Source organism: Mycobacterium bourgelatii (genome assembly GCF_010723575.1).
Lineage (GTDB): Bacteria > Actinomycetota > Actinomycetes > Mycobacteriales > Mycobacteriaceae > Mycobacterium > Mycobacterium bourgelatii.
The window spans coordinates 3714290-3726118 of sequence record NZ_BLKZ01000001.1 but is presented as its reverse complement, the minus strand read 5'-3'; the positions used below and the strand labels follow the sequence as shown (position 1 = coordinate 3726118).

General features: G+C 66.5%; 10 protein-coding genes. 2 read left to right on the top strand and 8 right to left on the bottom strand.

Translation table 11 applies throughout. The annotated features are described in order from the left end of the window. Positions 1–88: 88 nt before the first annotated feature. The 6 genes from G6N68_RS16175 to sucB are packed head-to-tail and all read right to left on the bottom strand — an operon-like array spanning position 89 to position 6912. Positions 89–841, bottom strand: coding sequence for a DUF4191 domain-containing protein (locus G6N68_RS16175; RefSeq protein ID WP_163714166.1), 753 nt, complete (start codon positions 839–841; stop codon positions 89–91). 26 nt (positions 842–867) lie between these two features. Then, a complete protein-coding gene (gene lipA / locus G6N68_RS16170; protein ID WP_163714164.1) occupies positions 868–1791 on the bottom strand; it encodes a lipoyl synthase in 924 nt (307 codons plus the stop codon). Next, on the bottom strand, positions 1788–2495 hold the full coding sequence (gene lipB / locus G6N68_RS16165; protein ID WP_163714162.1) for a lipoyl(octanoyl) transferase LipB: 708 nt from the start codon (positions 2493–2495) through the stop codon (positions 1788–1790). The genes lipA and lipB overlap by 4 nt, the downstream gene beginning before the upstream one ends. 19 nt (positions 2496–2514) lie before the next feature. Next, a complete protein-coding gene (locus G6N68_RS16160) occupies positions 2515–4158 on the bottom strand; it encodes an alkaline phosphatase D family protein (RefSeq protein ID WP_163714159.1) in 1644 nt (547 codons plus the stop codon). Between the two features lie 2 nt (positions 4159–4160). After that, positions 4161–5072: a TIGR01777 family oxidoreductase gene (locus G6N68_RS16155; protein WP_163714156.1), complete on the bottom strand. Its 912-nt coding sequence runs from the start codon at positions 5070–5072 to the stop codon at positions 4161–4163. A gap of 16 nt (positions 5073–5088) precedes the next feature. After that, on the bottom strand, positions 5089–6912 hold the full coding sequence (gene sucB, locus G6N68_RS16150; RefSeq protein ID WP_163714153.1) for a 2-oxoglutarate dehydrogenase, E2 component, dihydrolipoamide succinyltransferase: 1824 nt from the start codon (positions 6910–6912) through the stop codon (positions 5089–5091). A 261-nt stretch (positions 6913–7173) separates the two neighbouring features. Here sucB and G6N68_RS16145 point away from each other — a divergent pair, with 261 nt between their 5' ends. Next, positions 7174–8958 (top strand): SDR family oxidoreductase, encoded by a 1785-nt coding sequence (locus tag G6N68_RS16145; RefSeq protein WP_163714150.1) that lies wholly within the window; start codon positions 7174–7176, stop codon positions 8956–8958. A 292-nt stretch (positions 8959–9250) separates the two neighbouring features. Here G6N68_RS16145 and G6N68_RS16140 read toward each other — a convergent pair whose 3' ends face one another. After that, the gene (locus G6N68_RS16140) at positions 9251–9595 is read right to left on the bottom strand and encodes an aminopeptidase (protein WP_163714147.1); all 345 of its coding nucleotides are present in this window, start codon (positions 9593–9595) and stop codon (positions 9251–9253) included. Positions 9596–9776: 181 nt separating this feature from the next. Between G6N68_RS16140 and G6N68_RS16135 the strand changes: the two genes are divergently transcribed. Continuing rightward, positions 9777–10244, top strand: coding sequence for an SRPBCC family protein (locus G6N68_RS16135; RefSeq protein WP_163714145.1), 468 nt, complete (start codon positions 9777–9779; stop codon positions 10242–10244). A gap of 10 nt (positions 10245–10254) precedes the next feature. Here the strand turns inward: G6N68_RS16135 and G6N68_RS16130 are convergent, their stop codons facing one another. Further along, positions 10255–11823 (bottom strand): leucyl aminopeptidase, encoded by a 1569-nt coding sequence (locus G6N68_RS16130; protein ID WP_371871594.1) that lies wholly within the window; start codon positions 11821–11823, stop codon positions 10255–10257. Between the last annotated feature and the right edge of the window lie 6 nt (positions 11824–11829).

Below are 11829 nucleotides of genomic sequence, written 5' to 3'. Positions count from 1 at the left end.
TAGGCGGCCTGGCGCGCCGTTTCGTGACCCGGGCAGTAGGCGCCGGTGGCCCAGACCCGGCCAGAAAATGGCCTTGCAGATAAGCGAACTATTTTCGGCGCACGGTGCGCTGCACGCCACGCATCTTGGCGTTGTTGGGCACTGGCCCCTTGGGTAACACGCCCGCCCCGGTCCGGGAGCTGAGCGCGGCCAGTCGCGACTCAAGCGTGTCCATCTGCTTGACCGTGATGTTGGCCGGAAGGCGGGTGAGGTGGCGTTCCAACTTGGCCAGCGGGATCTCACCCTCGCCGTTGCCGACGATGATGTCGTAGATCGGCACCTCTCCGACCAGGCGGGCGGTGCGTTTTTTCTCCTGGGCCAATAGCGGCTTGACCCGATTAGGCGAACCCTCGGCCACCAAGATGACGCCGGGCCGTCCGAGCACCCGATGGACTGCGTCGAAGTGGCCGGTGGCGGCCACGCCGGGGGTGACCCGCCACTTGCCGCGCAGGTTTTCCAGCACCCACGCCGCCGCGCCCGTCTGGCCTTCGGCCTTGCGGTAGATCGATTTCTGGGCTCGGCGACCGAAGATGATGAAAGCCACCAGGACACCCAGCAGTATCCCGAGCGGGATCATCGTGAACAGGGCGAACCCGCCCTGCCACACCGCTACCGCCACCGATATGCCCACGATCAGCACGAAGGCGCCGATCATGTACGGCAGCAGGCGCTTGTCTTCCTTGCGTTGCATGTTGAACGCCTGCCAGAGCTGAGCGCGGCGCTGCCGAGAGGCTGCCTTGCGGGCGGCGGCCGCCTCCGCTTTGGCTGCCTTGCTGACGGCGGCATTTCGGGTCTTTGCCATAGTCACCAAGGATACGTACGCCTTGGTTAGCGGGGTGCGGAGACCGCCTGCTGATAGAGGCGGCCGGCCCGGTATGACGACCTCACCAGCGGGCCGGCCAGCACCCCGGCGAAGCCGAGCCCCTCGGCGTACTTCGAGTGCTCGACGAACTCGTCGGGATGGACCCAGCGCTCGACCGGGTGGTGCCGTGCCGACGGACGCAGGTACTGGGTGATGGTGACGATGTCACACCCGGCGTCACGCAGGTCTGCCAACGCGGTGCGCACCTCGTCGGGGGTCTCGCCGAGGCCGAGGATGAGGTTGCTCTTGGTGACCAGCCCGTCGTCGCGGGCGGCGGTGAGGACGTCCAGGCTGCGCTGATAGGTAAATGCCGGCCGGATCCGTTTGAAGATGCGGGGCACGGTTTCGACGTTGTGCGCCAGTACTTCTGGACGTGACGCGAACACCTCGGCCAGGCGCCCGGGCTCGCCGTTGAAGTCGGGGACCAGCAGTTCGACACCGGTCTGCGGATTGAGCTCCTTGATGGCACGCACGGTTTCCGCGTAGAGCCAGGCACCGCCGTCGGGCAGGTCGTCGCGTGCGACGCCGGTGACGGTGGCGTAGCGCAGGCCCATCGCTTGCACACTCTCGGCGACCCGTCGCGGTTCGTCACGGTCGAGCTCGGCTGGCTTTCCGGTGTCAATCTGGCAGAAGTCGCAGCGCCGGGTGCACTGATCGCCGCCGATCAGGAACGTGGCTTCGCGGTCTTCCCAGCATTCGAAGATGTTGGGGCAGCCCGCCTCCTCACAGACGGTGTGCAGGCCCTCGCGCCGCACCAGGTTCTTCAGCTGGGTGTACTCCGGTCCCATCCGGACCCGCGTCTTTATCCAGGGGGGCTTGCGCTCGATGGGAGTCTGGGCGTTGCGCACCTCCAGCCGCAGCAATTTGCGGCCTTCCGGAGCGACAGTCACATCGCTGATGTTACGCGTGCCGTGTCGTGGCGACCGACCGGCAGGATGCCATCCAGGGCGTCGCACACCGCGTCGGCGACCGCCGGGCGCACGTCGTCGACGGTGACTCGACGTCCGAGTTCCACGGTCAGCGACGTGACTCCGGCGTCGGTGATGCCGCACGGCACGATGGTGGTGAACGCGCTCAGGTCGCAATCGCAATTGAGGGCAAATCCGTGCAGCGTCGTCGAGCGCGCCACGCGGACACCGATGGCGGCGATCTTGCGTTCCGGACGGCCAGCCCCCGCCGGCAGCCACACCCCGGATCGGCCGTCGACCCGCACCGTCTCCAGGCCCAGATCGGCGCACACCTTGATGAGCGCTTCCTCAAGGCGGCGAACGTAATTCACCACGTCCAGAGGTACGGCAAGGCCGATGATGGGATAGCCCACCAGCTGTCCCGGCCCGTGCCAGGTGATTTTGCCGCCCCGATCGGTATCGACGACCGGGGTGCCGTCAAAGGGACGCTCGTGCGGCTCGGTGCGCCGTCCGGCCGTGTAGACCGCAGGGTGTTCCAGGAGCAACAGCGTGTCTCGGCCATCCGAGCCGCCGGCGGCCCTCGCATCGGCGATGTCTCGCTGCAGCTGCCAAGCGGTGCGGTAGTCGATCGTCGGCAGTTGGCGGACGTCGATGGCGGCCGTGCTCGAGCGGATGGACCCCGTCACGGGGACGAGGTTACTCGCGCTAAAGCAGCTTTTGCTCAATCACCGTCAACAGTTGGGGCTTGCGCCAGCCGCCCGCGGCCCGCTCGATGCGGACCCCGATCTCGCCGCCGGCGATCTCGAGCGTCCCCACTTGATTTCGGAAATGGGGACGGGTAACGGGCCGCCACTGCAGCCGCGGCTTCCCGACCTTGGTGGTGGCGGCCAGCGCCCGCCCGACGACCGCGGCGACCGGCGTGTGCCCGAGACGCAGAACGATCCGCTCGCTCAAGTTGACCTCTTTGCGCAGGCCGGAACAGACCACTTCCCAGATCCGCGTCCGTGTTTGCGGAGCGTCGTCCGGCAGGTCCACCTTCGACACCCAGCAGTGATGGACGTCGCCGCCGAACATGATCAACGATGACGGCGGTTGGCCTCGTCTGCCGGTCGCAATGTCGATCACCAAATTCTCGATCGCGCGATAGCTACGTTGGAAGCACGCCCAGTGATCGAGGTTGGCCAGGATCCGCACCCGCTCACCGAGTGCGCAGAACCGATGGCCCCACGCGCCGTCGGTAACGGCCTCGGACCAAGCCTCGATGTTGTGCATGCCATTGGGGAGCAGGAAGGGCAGCGAGCTGGCCAGTAGGAGATGTTCGTAATCACCGTCGATTTTCGAGGTGATCCATTCCCATTCCGCGTCGGTCATGATCCGCCGTTCACCGGACTCCAGCACCCGGCCGGTTCGCGCATCTAACATGATCAACCGGGCCGGACCGAGATCTCGATAAAAGCTGAAATATGAAGGGCTTTGCTTACATTCGGCACGGTGGGCCAAATCCCGGACGGCGTCAGTGCCCTGCCTGGTCCGGCAGATCTGCTGGTAAACCTCGTCCTCTGCCAACTCATTCGGCGACAGGTTGCCGATGTGCTGGTACACCCAGTAGGACATCAGGCCGCCGATGATCCTGGTTTCGTACCACTCGGTTTGGCGCATCTCGTCCAGCCACGCCTGGGATGTGTTCCATTTGTCGTTGATCTCGTGGTCGTCGAAAATCATCGACGTCGGAATCGTCGAGAGCATCCAGCGCACGATCGGCTCATTCCAGGCGTCCCAATAGCCGACGCAATACTCTTCGAAGTCTTCGAGGGCCTCCCGCGGTCCCTCCTCGTGCACCACGCGGTCACCAACGATGTCCCGCACGGTCTCGGAGACCTGGTCGGCGTAGAGCTGGTCGCCCATCATCATCATCGCGTCCGGCCAGAGCGCAGACGGTTGGCGCAACATTCGCATCCCGTAGGCGTGCAGGACGTCGATGCCCTTGCCCTTCCGATGCCACCAGCGTTGGAAGGTGTGCGGCGGATAGTGAGGCGCGGAGGCCCGGCACGATCCGAACAACAGGCGCAGGTTTCCCTTCCGGGGCATCAACCGGATCCGCGGTGGCGGGAATTCGTATTCCGGTGGTGGCCAGGCCAATTCCCCGTTGAGGTGGACCTGATACGGGTGCTCGGTGCCGCGGTCGAGATCGCGCAGGCAGACCAGCGCGTAATGGTGAGCTTCGACCTCAAAGGTGTCGGCGGAGAAACCGAGAATTTCGACTTGGCAAGGCTCGTCGGTTTCGACCCAGATGATTGCGTCTGTCTCGCCAACGTGTCGTAGGAGCGGGCCCACGCGTACCTGGGGCACGACTAATCCTGATCGCGACGGGCGGTTGCATAGGCGAGCGCCTCGCCAATGGTGTTGTGGTGGAACTGGAAACCAGCCTCTTCCAGTACCGACGGGATGGCCCGCTGGCCGGTCAGCAGTCCCTCGTCGGCGAACTCGCCGAGTGCCGCCCGCACCGCGAAACTCGGTAGCACCATCGGGGTCGGGCGATTTACCGCGCGGCCGAAAGCGGTGGTGAATTCGGCGTTGGTGACGGGCGCGGGCCCGGTCAGGTTCACCGGGCCGGACAAGGTGGGATGCGAGATCAAGAACAGCAGCGCCCGCACCTCGTCTTCCAGGCTGATCCACGACATGTACTGGCGACCGCTGCCGAGTCGGGCGCCCAGACCCACCGAGAACACCGGCCGCATCCGGCGCAGGGCGCCGCCCCCGGGGGCCAGCACGATCCCGGTTCGTGCCAACACAACCCGGGTGCCTTCGTACTGCGCCGGCAGGGTGGCGGCTTCCCAGTCCACGCAGAGTTGGGCGAGGAAACCCCTTCCCGCCGAGGCGTTTTCGTCGACCACGCGGTCCCTGGTGTTGCCGTAGAAGCCGACCGCGCTCGCGTTGATCAAGGTGCTGACGCCAGCGTCGGCGACGGCCGCGGAGAGCACCTCGGTGGGTGCGATTCGGCTGTCTCGCAGGCTCTGCTTGAACGCGCCCGACCACCGGCGTTGCCCGACGTTGACTCCGCACAGATTCACCACGACGTCGACATCGAGAAGCGCTTCGGGATCGAACTCGCCGCTCTCCGGATTCCAGTGCAGCTCTTCGGAATTCGCCGGTGTGCGGCGCACGATGCGCAGCACCGTGTGGTCCGCCGCGCGGAGAGCCGCGGTCAGTGCCGAGCCGATCAGCCCAGACGAACCCGCTATCGCGACGACGGCTTTGTCCACGCTGCGGAATCCTTACTTAAAGCCCAAGATCCGCCTCGAACGCGCCCTCTTCGAGCCGATGCTTGATGGTGGTGAGGAAACGTCCGGCGTCGGCGCCGTCGATGAGGCGATGGTCGTAGGTCAGTGGGAAGTAGGAAATCGACCGGACCCCGATGGACTCGTTGCCGAATTCGTCGACAACGACCCGCGGCCGTTTGACGATGGCGCCGGTGCCCAACATGGCCGCCTGCGGCGGAACCAGGATCGGGGTGTCGAACAACGCGCCCTGGCTGCCGATGTTGGTGATGGTGAAAGTGCCACCGGACAACTCGTCGGGCTTGAGCTTGTTCGAGCGTGCCCGGGCGGCGATGTCGGCGATGGCCCGCGCCAAGCCGGCGAGCGAAAGGTCGCCTGCGTTGTGGATGACGGGGGAGAGCAGGCCCTGTTCGGTATCGACGGCGAACCCGAGGTGCTCGGCGTCGTAGTAGGTGATCTCCTTGGTGTCCTCGTTGTAGCTGGCGTTGATGTTGGGATGAACCTTGAGCGCGTCGATCACCGCCCGAGCGATGAACGGCAGGAACGTCAGGTTGACGCCCTCACGCTCGGCGAACGCGGCCTTGGCCTTGGCGCGCAGCGCCACGATCTTGGTCATGTCGATCTCGTGGGTCTGGGTGAGCTGCGCGGTGGCCTGCAGGGATGCGCGGGTCTTGCTGGCCGTGATCTGGCGGATCCGGCTGGCTTTTTGCGTAGTACCCCGCAGGTGGGCGAGCGCGGACGACGGAGCAGGTGCCGCCTTCGCCGCGGGTGCTTGCGCGGCGGGTGCCTGGGCGGCGGGCGCCGGTTCCTTCTTCGCCTCTTTCTTCTTTTCCGCGGCGGCCAGCACATCCTGCTTGCGGATGCGCCCGCCGACGCCGGTGCCCTTGACCTCGGACAAGTCGATGTTGTTCTCGGCGGCCAGTTTTCGCACCAACGGCGTCACGTAAGGGCTGCCGTCGCCGTCCGTGTCTGCCGATGGCGCCGCTGGCTCGGGCTCGGGCTTCTTCTCGGGCTCCGGCTCGGGCTTTTTCTCGGGTTCCGGTTTCTTTTCCGGTTCGGGCTTTGCCTCGGCCTCGGGCTTCTTTTCCGGCTCGGGCTTCTTTTCCGGTTCGGGCTTCGGCTCCGGCTTGGCTTCCTCTTGCTTGGCTTCCGGCTTGGGCTCGGTCTTGCCAGCGTCGGAACCGCTACCGATGCGCGCCAACTCGCCGCCGACCTCGACGACGTCATCTTCTTCGGCGGTGATGCTGACCAGGACACCGGCAACGGGCGATGGAATCTCGGTGTCGACCTTGTCGGTGGACACCTCCACCAGCGGCTCGTCGACCTGCACTGAGTCGCCGACCTTCTTCAGCCAGCGGGTCACCGTGCCCTCGGTCACCGATTCACCCAGCTCGGGCATCAGCACCGGCTTGGTGTCGCCGCCGCCGGAATCTCCGTCCGACTTCGCCTTGGCGGGCTCTGGCTCTGGCTCCGGCTCAGGCTCGGGTTCCGGTTCGGGCTCCTGCTGGGCCTCGGGCTCCGGCTCGGGTTCGGATTTGGCCTCCGCTTCGCCACCGCCGTCACCCGCGCCGCCACTGTCGGCCTCGTCGGCGTCCCCGATGATGGCAAGGTCGCCGCCCACCTCCACGGTGTCGTCTTCTTGGGCGATGATCTTGGTCAGCACGCCCGCGGCGGGCGAAGGGATCTCGGTGTCAACCTTGTCGGTCGACACCTCGACGAGCGGTTCGTCGATCTCGACCGTGTCGCCTTCCTGCTTGAGCCAGCGAGTGACGGTTCCCTCGGTGACGCTCTCACCGAGTGCCGGCATCTGGACTGAGAAGGCCATCTTTGTTGACTCCTCGATTGGTCGTCGGTCGGCTAAGCCGACCTCTGCTTACCACACAGTCGTGCACCGGGTAAGGAACCCATGTAATTGTCAGAACCTATCCTGTCACTGCGCCGCAAGGAGCACCTCAGGGGGCTGGTATCCGGCGCGGTGAATCCGATCACCGGCTTGGGTAACCGGCGATGTCGTCCCCCCTTGCTACGGTTGGCCACTAATCGACAAGCAGGTCGCAGGTGGGCTCTTGCGCCCGAGGAGGGTCCGATGCCGGGAACGAAACAGGCACCCCAACAATTCGTCGACAGCGAGGACGGTGTCCGTATCGCCGTCTACGAAGAAGGCAACGCCGACGGTCCGACCGTGGTGTTGGTGCACGGCTGGCCGGACTCGCACGTGCTGTGGGACCGCGTTGTCCCGCTGCTGGCCGAGCGTTTCCGGATCATTCGTTACGACAACCGCGGGGTTGGCCTCTCGTCGGCGCCGAAGCCGGTCTCGGCGTACACCATGGCGCGTTACGCCGACGACTTCGCCGCCGTCATCGGCGAACTGAGCCCAGGACGGCCGGTGCACGTGCTGGCCCACGATTGGGGTTCGGTAGGGGTGTGGGAGTACCTCGGCCGGCCCGGTGCCGCCGACCGGGTCGCATCGTTCACCTCCGTATCCGGCCCGGCGCACGACCAACTGGTTAATTTTGTGTTCGGTGGCCTACGGCGCCCGTGGCGGCCCCGGCTCTTCGCCCGTGCGCTCAGCCAGGCCCTGCGGCTGACCTACATGGCGCTGTTCTCGATACCGGTGCTGGCACCGCTGGTCCTGCGACTGGTGTTGTCGCGCCCGGCGGTCCGGCGGGCGTTAGTCGACAACATTCCCGCCGACCAGGTGTGCCATTCCGAGAACCTGGCCAGTGACGCCGCAAATTCGGTGAAGGTGTATCCGGCCAACTATTGGCGCTCGTACTCGGGCAAGTTCCGTCGTCAAGGTGTGCGCATCGTCGACGTACCAGTGCAAGTCGTGGTCAACACCAACGACAAGTTCGTACGGCCATGGGGTTACGACGCGACCGCGCGGTGGGTGCCGCGACTGTGGCGACGCGACATCCGGGCCGGCCACTGGTCGCCGATGTCGCACCCGCAGGTTTTGGCGGCCGCGGTGCACGACCTCGCCGACCTGGCTGAGGGCAAGCCGCCCAGCCGCGCGCTGCTGCGCGCCCAGGTGGGACGCCCGCGTGGCTACTTTGGCGACACACTGGTGTCGGTCACCGGCGCCGGCAGCGGTATCGGGCGGGAGACGGCCATCGCGTTCGCGAAAGAGGGCGCGGAGCTTGTGATCAGCGATATCGACGAGGCCACCGTCAAGGAAACGGCCGCAATGATCGCCGCGCGCGGTGGTGTGGCGCATCCCTATGTGCTCGACGTGTCCGACGCCGCGGCGGTCGAGGCTTTCGCCGAGGAGGTCAGCGCCGAGCACGGCGTTCCCGACATCGTGGTCAACAACGCCGGCATCGGGCAGGCGGGCAGCTTCCTGGACACTCCGGCCGATCAGTTCGAGCGGGTGATAGACGTCAACTTCGGCGGGGTGGTCAACGGCTCCCGCTCGTTCGCGCGGCGCCTGGTCGAGCGCGGCACCGGCGGGCACATCGTCAATGTGGCCTCGATGGCCGCCTATGCTCCGCTGCAGTCGCTGAACGCCTACTGCACATCGAAGGCCGCGACCTTCATGTTCTCCGACTGTCTGCGTGCTGAGCTCGACGCCGCCGGTGTCGGCCTGACCACCATCTGCCCCGGGGTCATCGACACCAACATCGTCAGCACCACCCGATTCGCCGTGCCCACCGGCAAGGGCGAAGAACAGGTCGACGACCGTCGCGGCCAGCTGAACAAGATGTTCGCGCTGCGCCGTTACGGGCCGGACAAGGTTGCCGCCGCGATCGTCTCTGCCGTCAAGAAGAACAAGCCGATCCGGCCGGTCGCTCCGGAAGCCTATGCGCTGTACGGGGTTTCACGGGTGCTGCCACAAGCGTTGCGCAGCACCGCGCGCATGCGGGTGATCTGACGCTGTTGCACCGCTGAGCTCGGCGAGCCGGGGCCGGGGTGCAGGTGGCTCGCCCCACCCTTAGCCGCGCCGAGTGTGTGGCGTGTGTACCCGACCTCGCGTTCGGGGGGCGATTTCCCCTCACGTTGGGGCCGCCGCCGGGTGCAGGAGTTTGGCCCCTCCCTTAGCCGCGCCGAGTGTGTGCCCCATGTACCCGACCTCGCGGTCGGCGGGCGTTACCCCTCACGTTCGGCGAGCCGGGACGAGTCGGCGAGCCGGGCGCAGCTGCGCCCGGCTCGCCAAGCTCGTGCCGCTAGACGCCGGCCTTTGCGCCCTCGGTTCGCCGTACCAGGACAGCACCGGCGACGCCGACCAGGCCGATCACCACAAGCGGAATGGTCCACGTACGCCTGCTCGACAGCGCGGACTCGCATTCGGCCACGAAGTCGGTGTTCGGAAGTATCTCGTTGAGAATGGGAATGTTGGCCCCGTTCTTGTCGTTTGCGGCACGGGCGCTCGAGAGATCTGCAGCTATCCCATTACCGCAACTCACCGATCCGCCGTTGCTGTTCGGCACCGACACCGGCACCAGTAACCCAATGACGCCGGCCAGCAAAAGCACGGCGCTTACCGCGATGATCAACCGTCGAACAGTCACGATCAGGCCTTTCCCGAAAGGTATATGTCGCCTGTTTAATTGCCACCCGGTGCGGCGGCTAAACCACGCCATGTTTGCCAGCGACGATCGTCACAGTCGGTGTCTTTGCGCTACTTCGCGTCTATTTTCCGCGAGGCTGGGTACCCCTCGCGGATCACGCCGTCGCGATAGGGAGGCTTCGATGACTTTGACGGAACAACTGGGCACGGTTCGAGAGGTGGAGGCGTCCCGCCAAGCCGTCTGGGATGTGATGGCCGATGGCTGGACGTACGCGCAATGGGTGGTCGGGAATAGCCGGACTCGCGCCGTCGACCCGACCTGGCCCGAGCCGGGGTCCGAGATTCGACACTCCGTCGGCGTCTGGCCCCTGGTGATCAATGACAAGACCGAGGTTTTGAGCTGCACGCCGGGTGAAGAACTCGTGCTGCGGGCACGCGTCGGACTCTTCGGGTCCGCCCGAATCACATTGCTGCTCAGCGATACCCCGCAGGGCGGGTGCCGTATCGAGATGATCGAGGTGCCGATCGGCGGACCCAGCAAGTTGGTGCCGGACCAGTTGGCTTTGCTTGCCGTCTACCCTCGAAACCGCGAGTGCCTCTGGCGCCTGGGCGCCCTCGCCGACCGCCACAAGCCGAGCGAAGTCGACTAGTTCGACCGGCTCAACCGTTGGCGGCGATGTCCTCGAGCACCGCGAACATGGTGCGGGTCGGCACGCCGGTGCCCCCCTTCGGGGAGTAGCCCCACGGGCCGCCGGTGTTGTAAGCGGGACCGGCGACATCGATGTGCGCCCAGCTGACGCCCTCGGCGACGAATTCCCGCAGGAAAACCCCGGCCACCAGCATGCCCGCGAAGCGTTGGCCGCTGATGTTGGACAGGTCGGCCACGGTCGACTTCAGGTCGTCCTTGAGCTCGTCCGGCAGCGGCATCGGCCAGCCGTTTTCGCCCACCCGCTGGGAGATCGCGGCGACCCGGTCGCGGAACTCGTCGCTGCCCATCACTCCGGGGATCCGCGCGCCCAGTGCCACCGTCTGTGCGCCGGTGAGTGTCGATGTCTCGATGAGGTAGTCCGGCTTGTCTTCGCACGCCCGCACGATGGCGTCGGCCAGAATCAGCCGGCCTTCCGCATCGGTGTTCTGCACCTCGACCGTGATTCCGCCGTACTGGGTCAGCACGTCGCCGGGCCGCTGCGCGGTTGCCGACGGCATGTTCTCGGCCATGGGGACCGTCGCGATCACGTCGATCGGCAACCCGAGTTGCGCGGCCAGCGTCACGGTGGCGATGACCGCGGCCGCGCCGCCCATGTCAGAGGTCATGTGATGCATCGACGCCGCGGGCTTGATCGAGATGCCGCCGGTGTCGAAGGTGACGCCCTTGCCGACCAGCGCCACCTTCTTGGCCTGCTTCGGGTTCTTCGCCAGCCGGGAACCGCGATGGGTCAACCGGACCAGTCGGGGCGGGCGCGAGGACCCCTGACCCACACCGATCACCCCGCCGTAGCCGGCCTTCTTGAGTGCCTTCTCGTCGAGCACCTCGACCTCGAGGCCCACCGATGCGCCCAAAGCCTGTGCGCGCTTGGCGAATTCGGCGGGAAACAGGTGACTCGGGGGAGTGTTGACGAAGTCGCGCGCGGTCGCGACGGCCGCGGCGACGGCGGCGCCGTGGGCGCTCTGGTTCTTGGCTTCCTTGACGCTCGAAGCGTCCGAGCCCGACGCCAGCAGGGTGATCTTGCGCAGACCGGGGTCTTTCGGCGCGGTCTTGGCGCTGCGGAAGGCGCTGAACCGGTAGCCGCCCAGGATCAGACCCTCGACCGCGGCGGCGACGACGCCCTCGCCCGGCAGCGCCGACAACGTCGTGATGACGGCTTGTGCGCTGTTCAGCGACCGCGCCGCCACGCCGGCTGCGCGACGAACGGTGTCGGACGACCATTCCGGGCGCGATTTCCCCAGGCCGATGGTCAGCACGCTGGCCACGGGCAGCGACGACACCACCAGTCGGTGGACCTGCTCGCTGCCGCCGGTGGCCTCCAACGCGCGCAGCCCCGCCTGGATCTCGTCGATGGCCTCAGCGGGCAGCAGGGATTCGGCCGCGGCGACCACCGCCCCCGGACGATCGTCATCGCCGGTCGAGACGACGGGCACGAGCAGCACCGCAGCACCCGCGCCGCGTTTGGGCAACGAGGTGGCAACGGTCACGGTGGGCGGCTGGTAGCCAAGTTCGGTTGTGGTCACGGCCAT